General features: G+C 33.0%; 13 protein-coding genes. 8 read left to right on the top strand and 5 right to left on the bottom strand.

Annotated elements, in window-relative coordinates; all coding sequences use genetic code 11:
* Window positions 1–68: 68 nt before the first annotated feature.
* From QYS49_RS12815 to QYS49_RS12805, 3 genes are all read right to left on the bottom strand, one after another.
* Window positions 69–812 carry a LytR/AlgR family response regulator transcription factor gene (locus tag QYS49_RS12815; RefSeq protein ID WP_308347784.1) on the bottom strand — a complete coding sequence of 248 codons (744 nt, stop codon included), beginning with the start codon at window positions 810–812 and terminating at the stop codon, window positions 69–71.
* Entirely contained in the window at window positions 813–2,975 is a 2,163-nt protein-coding gene (locus tag QYS49_RS12810) for a tetratricopeptide repeat-containing sensor histidine kinase (protein ID WP_308347782.1), read from the bottom strand.
* Window positions 2,976–3,400: 425 nt separating this feature from the next.
* Window positions 3,401–7,294: a PAS domain-containing hybrid sensor histidine kinase/response regulator gene (locus QYS49_RS12805; RefSeq protein ID WP_308347780.1), complete on the bottom strand. Its 3,894-nt coding sequence runs from the start codon at window positions 7,292–7,294 to the stop codon at window positions 3,401–3,403.
* Between the two features lie 254 nt (window positions 7,295–7,548).
* Between QYS49_RS12805 and QYS49_RS12800 the strand changes: the two genes are divergently transcribed.
* From QYS49_RS12800 to QYS49_RS12775, 6 genes are all read left to right on the top strand, one after another.
* The gene (locus tag QYS49_RS12800) at window positions 7,549–8,226 is read left to right on the top strand and encodes a response regulator transcription factor (RefSeq protein WP_308347778.1); all 678 of its coding nucleotides are present in this window, start codon (window positions 7,549–7,551) and stop codon (window positions 8,224–8,226) included.
* Between the two features lies 1 nt (window position 8,227).
* A complete protein-coding gene (locus QYS49_RS12795) occupies window positions 8,228–9,481 on the top strand; it encodes a sensor histidine kinase (RefSeq protein ID WP_308347776.1) in 1,254 nt (417 codons plus the stop codon).
* Window positions 9,482–9,705: 224 nt separating this feature from the next.
* Entirely contained in the window at window positions 9,706–12,153 is a 2,448-nt protein-coding gene (locus QYS49_RS12790; protein WP_308347775.1) for a TonB-dependent receptor, read from the top strand.
* A gap of 126 nt (window positions 12,154–12,279) precedes the next feature.
* Window positions 12,280–13,296, top strand: a complete 1,017-nt coding sequence (locus QYS49_RS12785; protein WP_308347774.1) for a tetratricopeptide repeat protein — start codon at window positions 12,280–12,282, stop codon at window positions 13,294–13,296.
* 477 nt (window positions 13,297–13,773) lie between these two features.
* Entirely contained in the window at window positions 13,774–15,105 is a 1,332-nt protein-coding gene (gene ffh, locus QYS49_RS12780; protein ID WP_308347773.1) for a signal recognition particle protein, read from the top strand.
* A 342-nt stretch (window positions 15,106–15,447) separates the two neighbouring features.
* Window positions 15,448–16,740, top strand: a complete 1,293-nt coding sequence (locus QYS49_RS12775; protein ID WP_308347772.1) for a sensor histidine kinase — start codon at window positions 15,448–15,450, stop codon at window positions 16,738–16,740.
* Between the two features lie 250 nt (window positions 16,741–16,990).
* On the opposite strand, the gene QYS49_RS12770 is transcribed toward QYS49_RS12775, so the two are convergent.
* Entirely contained in the window at window positions 16,991–18,190 is a 1,200-nt protein-coding gene (locus tag QYS49_RS12770) for a lycopene cyclase family protein (RefSeq protein WP_308347771.1), read from the bottom strand.
* A 204-nt stretch (window positions 18,191–18,394) separates the two neighbouring features.
* On the opposite strand from QYS49_RS12770, the gene QYS49_RS12765 reads away from it, so the two are divergent.
* Both QYS49_RS12765 and QYS49_RS12760 read left to right on the top strand, forming a co-directional pair.
* The gene (locus QYS49_RS12765) at window positions 18,395–19,720 is read left to right on the top strand and encodes a serine hydrolase domain-containing protein (RefSeq protein WP_308347770.1); all 1,326 of its coding nucleotides are present in this window, start codon (window positions 18,395–18,397) and stop codon (window positions 19,718–19,720) included.
* A 71-nt stretch (window positions 19,721–19,791) separates the two neighbouring features.
* Complete coding sequence (locus QYS49_RS12760; protein ID WP_308347769.1) at window positions 19,792–21,825, top strand: carboxy terminal-processing peptidase; 2,034 nt, start codon at window positions 19,792–19,794, stop codon at window positions 21,823–21,825.
* Window positions 21,826–22,025: 200 nt separating this feature from the next.
* Here the strand turns inward: QYS49_RS12760 and QYS49_RS12755 are convergent, their stop codons facing one another.
* Window positions 22,026–22,367, bottom strand: a complete 342-nt coding sequence (locus tag QYS49_RS12755; RefSeq protein WP_308347767.1) for a phage holin family protein — start codon at window positions 22,365–22,367, stop codon at window positions 22,026–22,028.
* Between the last annotated feature and the right edge of the window lie 92 nt (window positions 22,368–22,459).

Below are 22,459 nucleotides of genomic sequence, written 5' to 3'. Positions count from 1 at the left end.
AATCAAACCGATCAAGGACGAAAGCCCAGATTTATTGTCCGAAGGTGCTGGTTTTATGTCCAAAGGAATTAAATAGCTTGTATGCGCTTTAACAATTCTTCCCTTTGCACTTTTGTGACAGGAAGAGCTTTGTTCCCTATCACAACATGAGTTGCAGCTATCTCTTTAATTTGAGAAAGATTGATGATATAAGAACGGTGGGTTCTTAGAAAATGCTTAGCAGGGAGTTTTTCATCCATTTCTTTTAGCGACAAGACCACCAAATATTCTTTAGTACTTGAAAATATTCGGCAATAATTCCGTTCCGCTTCAATATAGAGGATGTCCTTAATTTCTACCTTAACCATTGAATTTAAATGCCTTACAAAAATACTATCACTTAAAATGAAAGAATTACTGCTTAGAGATTCTGAATCAGTATGCATTCTGATTTTCTTATCCATCTGGCTAATAGTTAATTCGATCGTCCGTTGTAAATCTAATTTTTTAAAAGGCTTGGATATAAATCCAAATGGTTTGGTTTCTTTAGCCCGGTTGAAATGTGCCTCATCAGTATTAGCTGTCAAATAAATAATGGGGATATTATGTGTTTTTTGCATCTCTATAGCGGTCTGGATGCCATCTAAGTCTCCTTTCAGATTTATATCCAGAAGCATGATGTCAGGAGTGGTTTTCTCAATATGCTGAAGTGCTTCTTCACCTCTGGGAACGATGCCAGTAACCTCATATCCCAATTCATTTAGTTGTAATGAAATATTTGCCCCAATCAGCATTTCATCTTCAACAATTAATATTTTAAACTTTTCGCTCATTTATGCACTTTTCTTTAATAAGAAATCGAATTCAATATGGGTGCCTTCATTAGTATGCTCCTGCATTTTACCGTTCAATTGCAGGGTTAATAATTGCACCAACTGCGAACCGAAACCGGTCCCTTTAGGGGCTAGTCCCACTACTTTACCTACTCCGTTGTCTTTTATTTTCAATTTTAAATTACTATCAGTTGTTTTTTCTAAACTGATATGGATGGTGCCTTGTTCATTTTTCGGAAATGCGTACTTCAATGCATTAGTCAAAAGCTCGTTAACAATAAGCCCAATAGGGACTGCAGTGTCCACATCTAGTTCTAAATTTTCCATGGCACACTCGATTTTTACTTTTTCTTCTGCATTAAAGGTGTCCAAAATTCCTTCACCCAGATTTAGGAAATAATCCTTCATTTCTATACACCCTAAGTTTGTTCCCTGATATAACTTTTGGTGGATAATGCCCATAGATTGAACTCGGTTTTGACTGGCTATCATGGCTTCTTTAGTGGCAGGATCTTCTATTTGAGCGGATTGTAATGAAATTAAGCTCTTGACCAGTTCCAGATTATTTTTTACACGATGATGTATTTCTTTTAGTAGCAGTTCGTTTTCAGCGTTTCGTTTATCTAGCAATAGATTTTTTTGGCCTAACTCTTCGTTTAATAGTTGCAGTTTATCATTACTCTTTTGCTTAAGCCTATAATTGCGGTATAGTAATCCGATTAACAAAGCACCAATAATTAGAGAACCAATATAGATGGTTTGTTTTTGCTGGTTAGCGGCAAGCTCTTTGTCTTTATTGAGTACATTCATTTGTAATTCGCTTTCTCGAAGGCTCCTTTCATTTCTTTCTACTTCGATAACATTATTAATCTTGGAGTACTCTTTATAGTATTCGAGAGCAGTTTTATAATCTCCTGTGCGTGCATATATTCCGGATAATAATTCAATAAAATAAGCCGTGTTTGCATTGGTGTTTATGGCAATGGAAGCCTCTTTGGCTAATTCATAATATTTAATTGCTTCATCGTATTTACCTTTAATCTCTGCAATATCTCCCAATAGAAAATAAGAGAATTGGTAAATATCAATGGTCCGAAGGTTGTATTCCTCTAAGAACTTTATGTTTTTTTCTAAATAAGATTTTGCCTCTTCATATTTTTTTCTGTCAATCAAGCTACCAGCCATTGCGTAAGAATGCCAAGCATGATGGAATGGGTTTGTAATTTGAGGTAATAGTTTTTCTATTTTATTTAAATAATAGACACTTGAATCAGGTTTTGAGAGGTCTTCGTAATGGTAGGCTAAAAGTTTGTAACTGAGAATCAGCGCTTCATTTTTTTGAGGGAACTCTGATTTTTGATAACCGATCATACTTTGCTTTAGATATTGAACTCCTAATTCTTTTTCTTCAGGCAAACCATTTTGGTAATAAAACCTTCCCTTATCTTTCATTACTTTAAGCTGAATTTCAGGTCGGGGATCATCTTTGACTAAATCCAGTGCTTTTACAAAAAGCTCAAGGCCAGGTTTAGGTTCTCCTCTGATAATTTTTATCATAGCCCAGTTATTTAATAAATTATAACCCAAAACCTTGTCTCTCTTACTTTCCGGGATTTTTTCATAATACGACCAACCGATAGGAGCCAGCGAATCCACCACATTAAAGTTATGTGACCTATTTGATCTATCCGTAATATCAAGATACAATTTAGCCAAGCCTTCATAGTGTAAGGGCTGGCTATTTTGGAGTAGGAGGGCAGCCATGTCAAAATAAAAAACAGTACTGTCGCGGTTGAAATGAGGCATCTCTTTATACCATAAGGCTTTATCTTGGTAGGCTCTACTTAAAGCCAAAACTTGATCAGCTGAAAGCTCTTCTACTATTTGCTGTTTTTTAAAATTTAACCTTTTAAGTGCTGGTTTATGAAGAGGCTCCTGATCATCAAGAACCTCTAAAGCCTTAGCTGTATAATAAAGAGAACTATCCTTATTAAAATGATCCATACTCCTGTACCATAATGCTTTTTCGGAATAGGCGTTGCTGATTTCAAGAGCAATCATTGCACTATCTTTATCATTATCTTGGCTACTTTGTGAAAAAGAGTTCGAATGTAATAGCAATGCAGTACACCATATGAAGAATTTTATATAATTTTGGATCATCGCTTTGCCATTTAAATGATATAGAAATTGATTTATGTATTAAGCAAACATAAATATATTATATTTTCTTAGAAAAATACATTTAAATTCTATATAAATTGTATAAAAAATATATAAAGTTCAGTATTTTAATTAAATTATTAATATCAGAATTCTGGCTTCTTTTTTCTACAATCGCCATACAAGTTTCTACCTACTTCCAACAAATCAACAGAATGGCTTTTATGGGATATTTCTAAAGAATTTCAATATTGATTAATGGTTTGTCAAGAAAGGTTTACTGATAAATAAGTTATAGATGGCTTCATTACTGGAACCCGAAATAACTTCAAAGTTAGCATTGATAATAGCATCTATTGATTTTACGTTATCTAAATAAGCATACTTTTAAAGAAAGGATTGTATAAGTACAATGAATACCAAGATCACTTTTCCTCTTCCAATATTTTAATAAGTTTATGCAATTCTGGGATCATTTTAGACTTCATATAGTGAGTTACTTTACTGTTATAGAAACTTGGTCTTTCAAATTGATCAATTATTAATCCTAAATTTTCAAAACAGGCAGCTAAGGCAGTCCCTTTTAATTTATGTAAGACAGTCCTTAAAGCTTGGATATTTTCAATTTCAATGGTTTCGTTTATTTGTCTTTCAAAAGTCCGCATGTTTTCTTGTGCCAAAGTAATGAAGCTAGTATAATGCTTTTCATTATGGTTCAATCGTTTTAATAATTCTTCCTTATTGAAAGTTTTTAACTTTTGCTGGGTTTTCTGTTCTCGTTCAGTTTCTTTAATTCTTCCATCTAACTTAAGTTTTTCTAAAGTCCTCAATAAATCTTCCTGAATTAAGGGTTTCTCTAAGAAATCATCTATTCCTGCCGCTAAAGCATTTTCTTTCTCCTCTTTTAATACTCCTGCTGAAAGCGCTACTATAGGTGTATTTAGTCCTGGATTTTCTATTGTTCTAATAATCTCTGTAGCTTCTATACCGCTCAAAATTGGCATTTGAATATCCATTAAAATTAAATCCGGCTGGTACTTTTTAAATTTCTCCACTGCAATCTCTCCATTTTCAGCATGGATCAGTTCAGAGTCGGGTAAGGTGTTTTCCAATATTCGGATAATTAAAAACTTATTGACCTCATTATCTTCAGCAATTAAGATTTTATTGATATCTACTTTCTGTTCAATTCTAGCATTATCTTTTTCTGTAAGAGATTTTAAGCTTACATCGCCAGAATCAATATCATGTATTAATTTTAATAGTTTAGTGGGGAGTACTGGTTTTGGTAATTTAAAAACATCGGGCTCGTCTACATATTCTGAATAGAAAAATTGACTTTCAATATGCTTATGCAAAATTATAACAGAAGTGTTTTCTAAGAGCGTCCGTTCTTTTAGCATTTTTAATAATTCAAGCCCATTTATATTGGGCATTTCTTCATCAATAATGATTAGATCAAAATCCTTTTCATTTGAAATCATTTTATAAGCATCCACAGCTGATTGACAATAAACTACCTGTACATTAAAACCTTTAAATAATTTCTGAAATGATTCAATTTGAATAGGATTATCATCTACTACCAACAGCTTTTGAAATTTTTTAATTGGCTTTTCCGCTTCATTTAGTTTTAATGTTTCATCTGATTTTCTAATATCAATATTAAAGCTAAAGTTGCTTCCTTTATTCAATTTACTTTCCAGATGCAGCTTGCTTTTCATCATTTTCAATAATTTATTGGAAATGGTGAGCCCTAATCCTGAACCTCCGAATTTTCGGGTTGTGGAAACATCTGCTTGTTCAAACGCGCGAAAGATATTTTTTTGTTGTTTAGTTGAAATACCTATTCCGGTATCAATTACTTCAAATTTGAGTTTATGGCTTTTCTTTATTCTACTTACTTTAAGAATTATATTCCCACTTTTCGTGAATTTGACAGCATTTCCTAATAAATTAATTAAGATTTGCCTTAATCGTAATTCATCTGCTTCAAAATAGAGAGGAACGTCTTGATCATAATCAATTAGCAGCTCTAGGTTCTTTTGCGAGGCTTGGAATGTTATAAAACTGATAGCCGATTCTACTAGATCTAAACCATTTATTTCCTCCATCTGAAGCTTTAATTTACCTGCTTCAATCTTTGAAAAGTCTAGGATATCGTTGATAATTCCGAGAAGGGAATGAGCAGAATTATAAATATGCTGAGTGTAATCAGTTTGAAGAACATTTAAGTTAGTATTTCTCAATAGATCGGAAAATCCAATTACACCATTCAGAGGAGTACGAATTTCATGACTCATATTAGCTAAAAAAGTAGATTTAGCCTGATTGGCAGATTCAGCAGCTTTTTTTGCCTCTAACAATTGTTTTTCGGCTTTTACTCGGTCACTAATATCGTTGAAAGTAACGAGGGCCCAATGGGTATCAGCCTCTTCAATTATTTTAATATTAGCTTCTATCCAGATGATCTTATGGGTATTACTATTCAATAATTGTATTCTAATGTCATTAAATGACTTTTTTTTCCGCAATGCAATCTCGACAGGGTGTTTATCATCTAACAAAGGATTTCCATCAACATCAAAAAGTTTAATAATGGTTTGGGAAAGTCGATTTCCAATAATTTCAGATCTATCGAGTTCTAATATTTGTCCAGCACTATCATTTATAGACCGAATAATCCCATTCTGATCATAGAAAACTAAAGCTTCCGTCATGGAACTGATAATGTTCTGCAATTGCTTTTCATTCTCTTTGACTTTTAGCTCCGTATTCTTTCTTTGGGTTATATCTGAAAGTGTACCAAACCAATACCAATTACCGTCAATGTCTTTGCTGGGTTGTGAAGTTGCCCTTACCCATTTGGTTTGCGATTTTACAATGATCCTAAATTCCAGATTGAAATATTGATAGTTGTCCAAAGCATAGTTATTGGCTTTCAAAAACATTTCCAAATCCTCTGGGTGTACCACTTCATTAGCAAAGTCATTGGTATCAATTTCTCTATCTTCTACACCAATCATCTTTTTGAAAGGAGGACTCATGTAATTTAATTCTCCTTTTCTATTGAGTTTATAAACACCTATTGGAATATTTTCTACTAGTTCATTGTATTGTTTTGTTTTTTCTTGTAGTTGAAATTCATTTCTTTTTTGATCTTCTATATTCTGGATGGTTCCATAAAGTCTTTGAACTTTACCGTCCACAATTTCAGGAATCCCAATTAATCTTGCCCAAAATTTATTGCCCTTGCCAGTCAGCAATTGCAATTCAAGATCAAATTTTTCTTTTTTATGAATACTATTATCAATTAGCGTCTTAACTTGAGGGACAAGACTTTTATCCGAAAAAAAATCGAAAATACTATCAAAGGTAGGTTCATAACCATCATCAACTTCATTAATATTTCTGGTATTTTCTGTCCATTGGATTTCGCCATTATTTAAATTCCAGCTCCAACCACCGGTTTTTGTAATCGAATTTGTTTGCAGTAATAATGCCTTGGTTCTGTCTAATTCTATTTCGGCTTGTTTCCGTTCCGAAATTTCCAAAATTATCCCTGATTGATAGGTAGGCATCAAATCTTGGTTTAAACCTTCTGCTCTGCCATTATTAAAAACCCATACCCAGTGCCCTTCTTTGTGTTTAAGTCTTATTTCAAATTCATATGGAATGATGTCTTCTTCTTTTCGGCTATTGAAGAAATCAGTCATCACAGCCATATCCTCAGGATGCACAGTTTCAAACCATTTAGTAAAACTTATTGATTTCAGCTCGTTTTCAGAATAACCTAGAGTTTTTGCATAATTTCTGTTTAAATAATAACATTTCTTTTCCTTATCCCAATCATAGCTTCCTAAATTACTGCTCGAAATAATTAAATCTAATTTCTTTTTTTCTAAAATAAGGGCTTTTTCTGTTTCTCTAAGCTGGGTGATATCCTGAATGGTTCCTCTGTAAATTAGTTCATCTCCATCTTCAACTTTTGAAGCAATTTCATGAACATATTTAACATTTCCTTTTTTGGTGATGATTCTGTGGGTGAGATTAAAATATCCTGTTTTAAATGCTTTTATATCCTCTTCAAAAACATTTGCTTCGTCATCCGGATGCACCATTTCTTTAAATGAAGTAATGGTGGGGTTATAGGAATTGGGATCACATTCAAATATTTCATAGACAACAGGAGACCAGAGGATATTACCTGAATTAACATTGGCTTCCCAGTTCCCTATTTTTGCTAATTGCTGTGCTTCTAATAATCTTTGGTTGCTTTCCTCTAGCTCACGAGCAATTGATGGATCATTTAATTTCATTTTTCCCTATTCTAGTTTTAAATTCTTATTTTATTTTCATTTATTCAATTGTTTTATTGATTTATTTACAAATACTTAGAAGATATGTGATATTAGTTACATCCGTATCTTCAAAATTGCTTCAGAATTCAGTTTTAACTTTGTGTTTAATAAAGATAGGCTAAGTCGCCATTAAATAATTGACAGTAGAATTTATGACTTAAAATATCCTAAGAATAAAAATTACAGTAGTTTTATAGACTACAACAAAGAAGATGAAAGTATTAATTGTAGAAGATCAAGTAGAATTGGCAAAAAACATTGAGGATTACCTTATAAAGGAAGGTTTTCAAACGAGTATTGCACCAGATTTTTTTACCGCAACCGATAAATTAGCGGCTTATGAATATGATGTTGTGATTTTAGATTTGATGTTGCCTGATGGAAACGGAATGGATCTGTTATATTCTCTAAGAGCCAACAGAAAAAGTATCGGAACTTTAATTCTATCTGCTAAGAATTCCATTGATGATAAAGTAAGAGGCTTAGATGCAGGTGCAGATGATTACTTAGGTAAACCATTTCATTTATTAGAATTAGCTTCTCGATTAAAAGCTATTTACCGAACCAGAAAGCAAGAGAGCAGTAATGAAATCCAACTAGATAAGATATTGATTGATACGGATAAGAAAGAAGTAAAAGTAGGGGATGAGTTACTGGATTTAACCAAAAAGGAATATGAAATGCTTTTGTTTTTTGCCAATAATGCCAAAAGAGTATTAACCAAACAAAATATAGCTGAACACCTTTGGGGCGATTTTATAGATCAAAGTGATTCATTTGATTTTGTATATCAACATATCAAAAACTTAAGAAAAAAAATTCAAAAAGCAACCGGAACTGATTTGCTGGAAACAGTTTACGGTGTAGGCTACAAGCTCAAGACTTTATAATATGCGACTGATAACCAAAATAGTATTAATATTCCTCGGGCTCTCTTTTATCGTATTCATTATCGGTGGTGTAGTTACTGTTCAAATCATTTCAAATGAAGTAAAGAAAGAGGAGCGTTGGTTTTTACAAGAAAGGTTGCGTTCCACTGAAAAATACATTGAAAGGAGACAGCCTACAAGAGATATCATTCGGGATAAAGTTATCATTTTGCCACAGCAAGATTCAATTGAAGTAGATAACATTATGTTTTCAGATACTATTGTCTACCACAGTACCTTAGAAAGACCTGAGTTGCATAATAAGCTTGAAGTGGGTAAAAAAGTTGAGGGAAGGTTTTATAAAATAACTCTTTATGATATTATAATCGAGCAAGATGATATAGTTGACGGAGTAATTGAATCTTTAGTAAAAACATATTTACTGCTATTTGTTGTAGTGCTTTTAGGGAGCTGGTTACTTTCCCGAGGACTATTAAAACCATTTGAAGATACACTTTCTGCTATTAAGCGATTCGATATAAAAGAAAATGAGCCTTTTAATCTTCCTAAAACAGATACTAAGGAGTTTAAAAGATTAAATGAATTTATTCATCAGATGTCCCAAAAAGTAATGGCTGATTACCAGTCTTTGAAAGAATTCACGGAGAATGCAAGCCATGAAATTCAAACGCCAATTAGTATTGCAAAAGGTAAATTAGAAATTTTGCAAAATGGTAATCTTGATGAAGAACAGAAAATATTAGTAAGTGAGGCTTCCAAAAGTTTAACTAACCTATCAAAATTAGGAAATACTTTAACATTACTGGCTAAAATTGATAATCAGGAATTTGAACAAAAGGAAAGTGTTGATGTAAGCAATACCTTGGAAGATTTATTAGATGAATACGAAGAATTAATCTATTTAAAGGGAATTAATTTAAGTAAAAAAGTTAGCGAAGACATTGAATGGAGTATTCATCCAGTATTATTAGAAATCTTGATTACCAATCTTTTGAATAACGCCATCAAGCATAATATACCTGAAGGAGGTTTTATAAAAGTTTACTTGAAAAAAAATCAATTAATAATTGAAAACTCTGGTAAACCATTAAACCATAAACCTGAACTACTTTTCGCCCGATTTAAGAAAGGAAATCAAAGTAGTTCATCTTTAGGTTTAGGCTTAGCAATTATTCAAAAAATCTGTAAAGTAAGCGGATTAAAAATAAATTATATCAATAAAGAACAGCTCCATCAAATCACAATAGAAAGTTGAAAGAGAGTAGGTAAATTTCAAAATTTGATGCCTTAATCCACAATTCTATATCCATTTATCTCAAAGAAGTATTTTCAATTATTTCAACCTTATTCTTTATTTAAACAATTCACTTCAAAAAATACTTGTAGCTACATTAATTTTTCATTCATCTGATGAAAATTCAAATTTTCTTCAGAATTGGATCGTAATTTTGAGTTAAATAAAGATTGAAAAGCGAAAAAATGCATAAAACAAGTACAACTATTCTGAAAATATTTATCCTGGTTTTATTAAGTATTAGCACTCATCAAGTTTGGGCGCAAAGTACTACAGTAAATGGCAAGTTGGTTGATGCTAAAACAAATGCCCCCTTGGCTTATGCAAATGTAAGTGTCTTTGATAGTAATGATGAATTAGTGACCGGTACTGTCACTCCTGAATCTGGAGTTTTTCAATTACAAGTGGAAAGAGGAGAATATACTTTAAGAATACAATTTATATCCTATCAAACTGTTAATAGAGAATTAATTGCAAATCAAAACAAAATTGATTTAGGAACTATTGAACTAAGTGAAGATGTAAATCAATTGTCAGAGGTGGAAGTGGTAGCCAAAAGACCTCAGATGGAAATGAAGCTAGATAAAAGGATTTTCAATGTAAGTGAAGACCTTAGTAATATAGGAAGCAATGCAGAATCTTTATTTGATAATCTTCCAAGCGTGACAGTAGATATTGATGGGAATGTATCCCTAAGAGGAAGCGGAAATGTAAGAATTTTAATTGATGGAAGACCATCTGGTTTAGTAGGTATTAGCGGTGGTTCTGCTTTAAGACAAATTCAAGCTGATCAAATTGAAAGGGTAGAGGTAATTACTAATCCATCCGCTAGATATGAGGCTGAAGGAAATGCAGGTATCATTAACATCATTATGAAGAAAGAGAAAAAGGGTGGAGTTAATGGGAGTGTAAGTGCCAATTTAGGATATCCTATTATTGGTGGAGTAAATAGTAATATTAATTACCGTAAAGGAAATGTTAACTTATTTGGTAGCTATGGAATCACTTACAGAGAAAATTTTGGCGGAGGTTATATTGACCAACAATTTACACCGGATGACACCACGGCTTACTCAACATATGTTGATAGAGAAAGAGAAAGAAGCGGAATATCTCAAAATGCAAGATTTGGAATGGATTATAGCTTTAATGAAAGCACAACTTTAACCGGATCATTTCTTTACAGAATTTCAGATGAAAATAATTTAAGTTACAATTATTATGATGATTATGATGGCATCAATAAAGACACTCGTGAATTGGTAAGACGTTCTGTTCGTATTCAAAATGAAAAAGAAGATGAGGAAGTTTTAGAATATGATCTGAATTTCACTAAGACCTTTGGGGATAATGAGGATCATAAATTAACAGCCGATTTTCAATATAGAAATAATTCAGAAATAGAAGATTCTGATTTAAGAAATGAAAGGTTTGTAATGTCTACTGAGCAATATGTAGATAGTATTCAACAACAATCTTATATAAGTGAATTTTCTGAAAATATATTAATGCAAGCCAATTACGTAAAACCACTTGGTGAAACTAGGTCTTTTGAAACAGGCTGGAGAAGTACTTTAAGAACTATAACCAATGAATATGAGGTGACACAAAATGTTGAAGGACAAGAAGCAGATAGTGTATTAAGTGATTTCACCAATGATTTTATCTACAATGAAAATATTCATGCACTTTACGCCATCTATAATAGTGAGTTTGATAAATTCACTTACCAATTAGGATTAAGAGCAGAACTAACGGATATTACTACTCAGTTGAAACAGCCTGTGGATACAATAAATGCTCGTGATTACCTCAATCTTTTCCCAAGTGTATTTATGACTTATGAATTTAATAAGTTACACACTTTGCAGGCTAGTTATAGTAGAAGATTCGATAGACCAAGATTCCGTTCCTTAAATCCATTCTCTAATTTCAATGATGATAGAAACATCAGAATTGGTAATCCAAATTTGAATCCAGAATTTACAGATTCATATGAGGTTGGATTGGTTAATAATTTTAGTGATGCCACCTTATATAGTGGTTTATATTATAGAAGAACTACTGGAGTGGCGGAAAGAATTAATACAGTTATAGACGGTGTTACCTATACACAACCACAAAATTTGGCTGAAAGGAATTCAATCGGGATTGAAAATAATTATTCACATGACCTAAATGATTGGTGGAGATTAAATGGGAATTTAAATATTTATTATTCAGATACTTACGGAGTCGTAAATGAACAAGTATTTGAAGCTGAAACTTTCACTGCATCAGGTAGAGCCACCTCTCAAATGTCGTTTAGTAATGATTTTAATGTGCAATTAAGCGCATTTTACAGAGCTCCTCAACAAACCACCCAAGGTACTAGGAAGGCATTTTATATGGTTGATTTAGGTTTCAGTAAAGAAGTATTGGACAAAAAAGGAACTTTAGCCCTAAATGTTAGAGATCTGTTGAACTCTAGAAGATGGAGAACTACCACTAGTGGTGATGGTTTTTATTATGATTCCGAATTTCAATGGAGAACAACAACGGTAACACTTTCATTCGATTACAGAATCAACTCCAATAAAAGAAATCGAGAAAAAGGTGGTGGAGATTATGAAGGCGGAGGAGATGAGTTTTAATAAAGAGAGTATAGTTTAGTTTTACTTAGTTTAATGCAATAAAAGCACGGATTTTTTGATCTGTGCTTTTTTGTTTCAATCAAAAGCTGCAATTTTCCGTTCAGAATTTAAGTTGAAGCTTTATAAATGAAAAATTACATATTATTTCTACTTATCCCAATCTTTTTTGCTTGTTCAAATAAAGAGCAAAGGCAAGAAAGTTTAATTCAAAAAGGCTATCAATCACTTGATCAAGGGCAGGAGAAACAGGCTTTAAACTATTTTGAAAGTGCTATTGATCTCAATCAGGAGAATGCCTCGGCTTGGAATGGCTTAGGTGTGGCACATTATCAAAATGGACATCCTTATGAAGCTGTTCAGGCATTTAATAAAGCCATTCAATATAAAGCCGATTATACAAGAGCGTATTACAATAGAAGCAATGCCTTTTATCAAACTGGTGAATATTATCGAGCATTAGATGATTTAGAACCCGTTTTGGAAGAATATCAAGATTCAGCATTTGCTCACATGGCACATGGTTTGGCTTTAGTGGGTTTAGAAAATTATCCTGAAGCAAAAACCTCCTTTGAAAAAGCTTTATCCTTAGATTCGGAAAATGCTGAGATCCATACCAATTTGGCAGCAGTAGATTATTATCAAAAAGATAATGAATCAGCCGTTAAGCATTTGGAAAATGCATTAAAGCTAAACCCTCAGGAAGCGAATGCATGGAATTTATTGGCATTGATCCAATCAGAACAGGAATTATACGAATCAGCATTAGAATCGGTAAATGAAGCATTGAAATCACAACCTGGTCAGCCTTATTTTTTAAACAATAAAGGATATATCTTAACTTTTTTGGGTGAATATGAAAAAGCTTATGCCGATTTAAGGAAAAGTATCGTAAGAGATGAAAAAAACCCTTATGTCTATAGAAATTTAGGAATCTTAGCATTAAAACAAGAAGATTATAAAGAAGCCATCCGTCAATTTGAAAATGCATATAAGCGTAAAAGCGATCTTGCTTCCTTAAATTACTATAGGGGAGAAGCTTATCGATTATCTGATGATTTAGATAAAGCCTGTGAAGCTTATCAAAAATCCTTAGAATTAGAAGAAGAGAAAGGAATTAAAGCCTATCAAAAATACTGTAAATAACACATGTATTGGTAGCCAAAGGCTACTATTGCTATAACCACAGAACCTGTCCCGTACTGAAAGTCAGGAGTTACTCGGAGACTTTCACTAAGTTACATAAAGGTTTATATAAAGAATGTAGACAATGTTTATTTTGAAATAGACGAATATCCTTCATTTATGAAATAAGCATTTTCAAAAGAGTTATATGGTAATTCTAGATTAAATTTATCTTTTTGGTCCTTTGTGGAAAACTTAGCGAATCTCTGTGGTTTAAAAAAACAGCCTTTGGCTGTACCAGCTCTTTCTGAAATTCTCAGAAAAACTCTGTGGTCAATTTCTTCGGAATAGAACAATAAATTCCTTACTTTTGCCCAAAATTTTATCAATTAAAAAGTACCTATTAGGCAATTACACGAGAAGCACTAGTATTTAACTTGAAAATAAGAATCAAATGACTAGCCTTTGTGTAATTTAATTTTAGAATCCATATAAGATATGTTCGATAATCTCAGTTATAAATTAGATCGCGCTTTTAAAACCCTGAAAGGTCAGGGCCAAATTACAGAAGTAAACGTAGCCACTACTGTTAAAGAAATCCGTAGAGCATTGGTGGATGCCGATGTAAATTTCAAGGTAGCAAAAGACGTTACCGACAGAATTAAAGAAGAAGCTTTAGGTCGAGATGTCTTAATTTCAGTATCCCCAGGTCAACTTTTGGTGAAAATTACTCAAGAAGAGTTAGCCAAAATGATGGGCGAAAAGCAAGTAGACATCAGTACTGAAGGCTCTCCAGCTACCATTTTGATTTCTGGACTTCAAGGTTCTGGTAAAACTACTTTCTCTGGTAAATTAGCCAACAGATTAAAGAAACAAGGAAAGCAAGTCCTTTTAGCCGCTTGTGATATTTACAGACCAGCTGCCATCGATCAGCTAAAGGTATTAGGTGAACAAATTGGCGTAGAAGTTTATGCTGAGCCTGAAAATAAGGACGCAGTTAAAATAGCTAAGAATGCTATTAAATTTGCCAAAGATAATGGCAAAAGCATTGTAATAGTCGATACTGCAGGTCGTTTAGCAGTGGATGAAGTCATGATGAAAGAGATTTCTAGCTTGAAAAAAGAGCTGAATCCTTCTGAAACATTATTTGTAGTGGACTCCATGACGGGTCAGGATGCTGTGAATACTGCCAAGACCTTTAATGAGCAACTTGATTTTGACGGGGTTGTATTGACCAAATTAGATGGTGATACGCGTGGTGGTGCTGCTCTATCCATTAGAACGGTTGTTGAGAAGCCTATCAAGTTCATCAGTAGCGGTGAAAAAATGGAAGCCATTGACCTTTTCTATCCGGATAGGATGGCACAAAGGATTCTCGGAATGGGTGATGTGGTTTCTTTGGTTGAAAAGGCACAAGAAACTTTCGATCAGGAAGAAACCAATCGACTATCTAAGAAAATAAGGAAAAACCAGTTTGATTTTGAGGATTTCCTTTCTCAATTGCAGCAAATTAAGAAAATGGGGAATGTAAAAGACCTATTGGGGATGTTGCCAGGCATGGGAAAACAAATTAAGGATTTGGACATTGATGACGATGCTTTTAAGCCAGTTGAAGCCATCATTCGCTCTATGACTTTTGAAGAACGTAGCAATCCTGAATTAATGAATGCTAGCCGTAAGAAAAGAATTGCGGAAGGAAGTGGAACTTCTGTGCAAGAAATCAACAACTTGCTGAAGCAATTTAAGGATATGCGTAAGATGATGAAGACCATGAATAAAATGAGTGGCAGCAAAAGAGGCTTGGCAGGCTTCAATCCTTTCGGAAAATAATTAAATTCGAATTAATTTCTTACATTATTTTCATACTATTAAGTATTTGAACCGATCTTAAGGAGCTATCTTTTAGATCGGTTTTTTTATTTATTCAATTTCTAAATTGTTTAATTTCAGGACTGTAGCCTTTAAAGTGACCGTTTCATGACGCATTAAATGTTTTAACATCTAATTTAGATTAATATTTATATAAGTATTTCTTGTTTTTAAATATATTATTTTATTAAATTGTCACTTGAATTAGATAAAGGTAATTAACTGATTATTAAAGGTTTTACAATTTAATTCAAAACTATTAAACTTTTTATCTTTAATAGTATTTTAATAAGACAGGTATTTGTGAAAAATTATTTAAACTATTCTATTATCCTTACTTTGATTAGTTTTCTGCTATTGGTTGCTGTACAACCAATTGAAGCAGCTAACATTCCTTTATTAGCTACACAAAAAGCTAGTATGCTCAATTATTTATTTGAAATTGAGAATGAAAACCTTACAAACATATTTCAGGCATTTTCAGTATCCTTATTAGGATTAGGAGTATTCGGAATCGCATTCAGCTTTGTTAATGTTGGTTCGAAGAGAATAAAACAGCATAACGAATATTTAGAAAGTCAAGTAAAAGATAGAACAAGAACACTAGAACAAAAGCACGAACAATTAATTGCTCAAAATGAAGCTTATAAAGAAGCCATAGATTTAATAAATGAGCAAAAAGAAGAAATCGAAACGGCTCAGCAAGATTTATTAGCTAAAAATAGAGATTTAAGAGAAGCATTTGAAGAGATCCAATCTCAAAATGAACTTTTGGATCATGAAAGAAGCAAATTAGAGCAAGCCAAAAGAATCATTCAAGGTCAGAACAAAAAGTTGATGGGAATTGCAAGAAATCTCGATCAGCAAGTACAAGACAGAACTAAAGAACTTTCAGTATCCAACAACCTTTTAGTAGAAAAAAATAAAGAGCTTGATGAATTCATTTATAAATCAGCACATGATTTAAGAGGACCTATTGCAAGATTTAAAGGATTGAGTCAATTGATTCAAATAGAATATGATCAGAATAATGATATCTCAGATCATTTAAAGCATTTAAATCATTCCGCTAATCATATGGATAGCATGCTTAAAAGATTGAGCAATGTTTATGAAATTAGTGCCAGACCAATCAGCCCTCAAAAGATTGATATTGAAATGATATTGGAAACCGTGTTTGAGAGATTGAAAGGGGAGGAGAACCTTGATAATGTTTCCATAGAAGTTAATAATACAGTAAAAGACAAAGTTCAAATTGACCCTAGTTCCCTTCACTTAATTTTAAAGAATTTAATCGGAAATGCTGTTCGCTTTTATGATCCTTTAAAATTAAAGAAATGGGTTAAAGTAACCATTGAAATAATTGATAAACAATTGATTGTTAGTGTTAAAGACAATGGTATCGGAATTAAAAAAGAACAGCAAGAGAATATATTTGATCTATTTTATGTAGGCTCTGAATTGCCTAAAGGTCCTGGTTTGGGATTATATATTTGCAAAATCATCACCAAAAAGCTTAATGGTGACATCACCTTGAACTATTCATCAAAAGAAAAGGAAACTGAGTTTAAGACTATGATTCCTATTAGTATTTAAACCTTCTTTTCAGCCAAGTTAATAAGTCAAGCTTTGTATATCGTCTGATCTAAGCATCTCAATTAGGTCAGTACCGAAGGTCAGACCGGTTTTATTTCTACAAAATATGCTGCCAAATCTAATCAGAATTAATAAAGTTTATTAACTAAATTTTCCTTGATTAAAAAAATGAAAGTGATGTTTATCTGTTTCCGGTCTGACCTTCGGTACTGACCTACGCATTCCATAGAAACAGACTGGCTATTAGCTTTCACAATGTTTCTTCAGTGAAAGTCTTTGTGCGGCTTCCTTTAGGGGCCATTTCCCCAAAAACAGCCTTCACAAATGCCCATTTAGGCACCGTATTCATGATTTTTAAATCCTCCCACAGTGAAGTTTCTTCATTAAGGAATTTTAGAAGTGCTGGTAATGTATTGCCTTTATAGAGTTTGCCAAAAACTTCATGACCGCTACTTTTTTCAGTAACTAGCACATTCATTAACACTTCATCATAAAACCTAAACCGCTTGGAATTAGCAGATTCAAAACTTTGAGTATTGCTCCTTAAGCTATTAACAATCAGATGGATATGCCGGTAATTTCGAACAAAAGAATAACCGGTGCTTGGCTTTACGGTCCCAGCTAAAGTACCTATGGGAATGATACTATTATTTCTTTGCTCAAAAACCGTATTGGTCATGGGAATCTTATTGTATTCCTCTTCTACTATTTCATACTCTTGAATATTGAGTGTGTTTTCAATATAATGTCTTAAAGCATTCTCATATTCTTCCTTTTTCCAGAGTTCAGCTGAAAACAGAGTGTATTCCACTAAGGCTTCATTCTTCTTTTCTGGCAGAATATAGCCAAAACTCAAACCTGACTTCACTTCAGGAACTCGCATATCCATGTAGGTAATGGTTTCCAGATCAAAATTATTCGATTGAGTTTTAATCTTCCAGCCCAAGAAATGCTGCCAAATAAAGTGCTTTTTAGGATTTCTTATATCTAAAAGTTCATCTGCAATAAAGTAAGATTTGAAAAAGTACTCAGTAAATTGATATTGAGCATTTTGAGTTTCAACTATTTTACTTTTCGCATTTTCTCCAACTATAACATCTTGAATAATAGTAATTTGAGCACTATTACTTAATTTATTGAATATGAAGTTATAGTAATCAATTCCTTCAATTTTATAATATTGATAAGGGTGAAGACTTTGATTAATTTCAAAATCATTTCCTTTTACGCAGGCATTTTTCCATGATTTAGAAATCGGCAAATCATTCAACCATTTATCAGGTTCAGCCCAAAAGCACCAAGTACGATCATTGGTATTCTTTTTATCACGATCAATAATCAAGAGTTTCTTATGCTTTAATAATCCTTCATCAAGCATTTTCCAAGCTAAAGTGAGCCCAGCTAAGCCTGCACCGCCAATAATGAAATCGTATTTAAGTTTATATTGCAATGACTGTTAATTTGATCGTTATAATTTTCAGCTAAAGTAAAAAGAAATCTTTACACAGTGGAATTTTTTCAGCCGATAGCTGTTAATTAGGTTTATAATGTGAATTAGATGTTGAATCATTTATTTTATGCTATATTTGGCTATTTAAATAAATGTTTACTTATTTAAGGATTAAAATTTAAAAGAACCAATTTGATTTTAAAGTTGAAGAAAAGTACCACGATAATTGCAATAGTAGTAGGGGTAATGGCAATTAGTTTGGCCTTTTATACCACTTCTGAAGTAGCCTTTACCCGTTCTATGGACGAAAGCTCCCACAGTCAATTAAATTATTTGAATTTCAATTTAGTAAGTCCTGCGCCTGTTATGGACTCCAGCTTAAGCAATGAAGCTTTTGATAAAGATATTGATAAATTCTTAAATCGATGGGATATCAAAGGGGCCAGTGTTGCCGTGATGAAGGATAATAGATTGATTTATTCCAAAGGCTATGGCTATGCAAATATTGAATCCAAAGAAAAAGCCAATACCAAGCATCTTTTCAGAATTGCCAGTGCATCTAAGTTAATTACAGCCATTACGATCATGAAAATGGTGGATGATGGATTATTAGATTTGCAAGAAAACGTATTTGGCTCAGAAGGAATTTTATCTGACTTTGAGGAAATGAAGGATGATAATCACAAAAAAATAAAAGTAGGTCATCTATTGAATCATAATGGAGGTTGGAGCTGGAGAGATGGTGATTTCATGTTTCAAGCAGCTAAAATTAAGCGAATTATGGAGTTAGAAGGGCCTCCAACTGATGATGACATCATTGAGTTCGTATTGAAACATAGAAGGTTAAGATATAAACCAGGTACGCAATATGCCTATTCAAATTATGGATATATGCTATTGGGTAAAATTATTGAATATAAATCTGGGAAAAGCTATGAGCGCTATGTTAATGAACATATTTTGGAACCGAATGGAATTTATGGAATGCGAATAGCAGATAACTACGAATGGGAAAGAAAACCATTTGAAGTTCATTATTATAATCATCCTGGAGCTTATCAATTCCAATCTTTTGATGGTAATTTCGAATCCGTTAAGAAGCCTTATGGAGGAAGTGATATCAAAACTCTTGGGGCTGCTGGTGGCTGGATAGCAAGTGCATCCCAATTAGCTAAAATTGTTTCATTAATAGATCCAAAGAACACATCATATCAACTACTTTCTAAAGAAAGCCAAGAACTTATGGTGAGCGGAAAAAGTTATAAGGATGCTTACGGCTGGAAAGGAGCAAGAGGAGAAAATTGGTGGAGAACAGGCACATTAGCAGGATCGGCTTGTTTTATCTATCGAAAAGATAACGGCTATTCTTATGCGGTTGTGCTGAATTCGAGCGTTTGGATGGGGCATAGATTCAACAAATACATTAAGTGGATGATGGATAAGTCAATTATGCATTTAGATGATTCCTCTAAACACAACTTATTTTACCAAGATAAAATCCAGAATAACCTTTTACCTTTAGCAATTTGACCGTTTATCAAATTCTATAAAATAAATATCGATTTCACCGTTTGAAATCCTGAACTATAATAATATAAAGTATGAATAAGATAATTGTATCCATCTTTGTCCTTTTTTGGAGTATTTCAGGATTCGCACAATCCGAAGAACTTCAAAAATTAAGTCCTACTCAAGATCAATCCATGGAAGCACGGTTGGTAGCTGGACTTCTAACTCAATATCATTATGAAAAAATTAGCATAGATGATGATTTGTCTAAAGTGGTCTTTGATGAATACCTTTCATCACTAGATGCTAATAAACATTATTTCTTAAAAGAAGATATCGAAGGATTTCAAAAATATCGCGATAGGCTAGATGATCATATGAAGTTAGGCTATTTGCTTCCTCCATATGAGATATTCAACACTTTCCGCAAAAGGTTTCAAGAAAGAATGGATTTCATTGAAAATGAATTAGAATATGATTTTGACTATAGCAAAGAAGAATATTTAATCGTTGAACGGGATTCTTTAGATTATGCATCTTCAACAGCCGAATTAGATGATACATGGAGAAAGTTAATTAAAAGTCAAGCACTTGACTATAAATTGGATGAAAAGGCAGACACCACCATTCAAAGACTCTTAAAAGAAAGGTATGACCGCTTAGAACAAACGATAGGTGAATATGAAAGCCGCGATGTTTTCCAATTGTATATGAATACTTTTGCAGAAAGCTTTGACCCACACAGCAGTTATTTTTCTCCTATTACTTCAGAAAATTTTAAAATAAGAATGAGCCAATCTCTTGAAGGAATTGGTGCCACGCTTACTTCTGATGGAAATTATACGAGAGTGGCTTCAGTTGTACCTGGAGGACCAGCATTTGAAAGTAAAGTAATTAATACCGATGACAAAATATTGGCAGTTGCACAAGGCGATGAGGGTGATTTTGTAGACATTACTGGCTGGAGGCTTGATGATGTTGTTCAAAAGATTAGAGGCCCAAAAGGCACTGTCGTTAGGCTCAAAATAATTGAAGCCGGAACCTCGCTTTCTGTAGGAGTACCTCAAGAGATTAGAATAGTTCGTGATAAAATTAAGCTTGAGAATCAAGTTCCATATTCTGAAGTAAGAGAAGTTTATAGAGATGGAAATCAATATAATATAGGCGTTATTACAATTCCTTCCTTCTATTTGGATTTTGAAAACATGCGCAAAGGAGAAGATTATGGCAGTACTACCAAGGATGTAAAAGCTATTTTAGATACTATTAAAAACAAAGTGGATGGTATCGTAATTGATTTAAGATCGAATGGCGGAGGTTCTTTACAAGAAGCTATCCAACTTAGTGGATTGTTCATTGAGGATGGCCCAATTGTTCAAATTAGAGATTCTGAGGGTGAAATTGAATTGGGTAAGGATGAAGATAAAACTATTTATTATGATGGCCCTTTAACTGTTCTAACCAATAGATTTAGCGCTTCAGCTTCTGAAATATTCTCTGGTGCTATTCAAGATTATAAAAGGGGAGTGGTAATAGGAGAAAATACTTTTGGAAAAGGGACTGTTCAAAATTTAATCTCTCTAAATCAATTTGTTCCGAAGGTGGAAGATACTTTAGGGCAAGTGAAATTAACCTTAGCAAAATATTATAGAGTAAATGGCAGCAGTACTCAGCATAAAGGAGTAATGCCAGATATTAAAATGCCATCACCTTATACTGCCAAAACATTTGGTGAAAGTTCTTACGAAAGAGCATTGGAATGGGATCAAATTGAAAGCTCCGAATATGAGCCAAGCAATCATATCAATGAAAAATTATTGGCAGAGCTAAATGAAAAGCACGAAAAAAGATTGAAAGAGGAACAATACCTCCGAAATCTCAAAAATGATGTAGATGAAGCGGTCAATCAGCAAAATATGTATCGAGTTAGTCTGAATATGGAAACTCGAAAAGCTGAAAATGAAGCCGCTATGGAAAGAAGAAATGCGGCTAATGAATTGAGAGATAAAATAACTTCTGACCCAGAAGTAGTTAACAAAATCAATACGGATGGAGAAATCAAAGATCCATATCTTAGAGAAGGAATCGTGGTTTTGGCTGATTTGATTGCTATGGGAATCGGGTAAGAAGTGTTCAATTTTAAGTATTAAGTATTAAGTATTAAGTTTTAGGTTATAGGTTTTAAGTAATATAGTCAGATAGCACTTAGGTCAGTACCGAAGGTCAGACCGGAAGTAAGTAACTGGGATAATAGGTTTTAAGTTTTAGTATGACCAAGAAAGTTGCTTTTTTTAACTTAAAACCTATAACCTAAAACTCACTACTCCTAAAAAAGTGACTGCAAAATAGCATTCAGCACTGATAGAATAATACTAAAGAAAAAAGCCCACCAAAAGCTCTTAACCTTAAAGCCTTTCATAATTTTATCGACCAGCATAATCATCAGAGCGTTAATCACTAAAAGGAACAAACCTAAAGTTATGATGGTGATGGGGATGGTAAGGAAAACCAAAATGGGTTTAACGATAGCATTAATAATTCCTAATACAATAGCTACAATTACAGCCTGTCCATAGCTATCCACTTTCACACCAGATAGTATTTTTGCACTAATGAAAACTGCAGCAGCTGAGAGCAGTAATCGGATGATAAATTCGGTTAAATCCATAGTTTTATCTTTTGGTTAAATATTTAATCTATTAGCCAAGATACTATTTTTTATTTTTATTCTTAAAGCATAAACTTACATTTAGCACATAT

Origin of the sequence: Marivirga salinae (assembly GCF_030503855.1) — a bacterium.
Classification (GTDB): Bacteria; Bacteroidota; Bacteroidia; order Cytophagales; family Cyclobacteriaceae; genus Marivirga; species Marivirga salinarum.
The sequence above is the reverse complement of the archived record's forward strand: the minus strand, read 5'-3'. Positions and strand labels throughout refer to the sequence as shown.

Excerpts from the sequence above, each read along its gene's own strand:
- QYS49_RS12755 (WP_308347767.1), bottom strand. The coding sequence starts at position 22,367 with ATGGATTTAACCGAATTTATCATCCGATTACTGCTCTCAGCTGCTGCA.
- ffh (WP_308347773.1), top strand. The coding sequence starts at position 13,774 with ATGTTCGATAATCTCAGTTATAAATTAGATCGCGCTTTTAAAACCCTG.
- QYS49_RS12790 (WP_308347775.1), top strand. The coding sequence starts at position 9,706 with ATGCATAAAACAAGTACAACTATTCTGAAAATATTTATCCTGGTTTTA.
- QYS49_RS12805 (WP_308347780.1), bottom strand. The coding sequence starts at position 7,294 with ATGAAATTAAATGATCCATCAATTGCTCGTGAGCTAGAGGAAAGCAAC.
- QYS49_RS12785 (WP_308347774.1), top strand. The coding sequence starts at position 12,280 with ATGAAAAATTACATATTATTTCTACTTATCCCAATCTTTTTTGCTTGT.
- QYS49_RS12810 (WP_308347782.1), bottom strand. The coding sequence starts at position 2,975 with ATGATCCAAAATTATATAAAATTCTTCATATGGTGTACTGCATTGCTA.
- QYS49_RS12795 (WP_308347776.1), top strand. The coding sequence starts at position 8,228 with ATGCGACTGATAACCAAAATAGTATTAATATTCCTCGGGCTCTCTTTT.
- QYS49_RS12760 (WP_308347769.1), top strand. The coding sequence starts at position 19,792 with ATGAATAAGATAATTGTATCCATCTTTGTCCTTTTTTGGAGTATTTCA.
- QYS49_RS12800 (WP_308347778.1), top strand. The coding sequence starts at position 7,549 with ATGAAAGTATTAATTGTAGAAGATCAAGTAGAATTGGCAAAAAACATT.
- QYS49_RS12815 (WP_308347784.1), bottom strand. The coding sequence starts at position 812 with ATGAGCGAAAAGTTTAAAATATTAATTGTTGAAGATGAAATGCTGATT.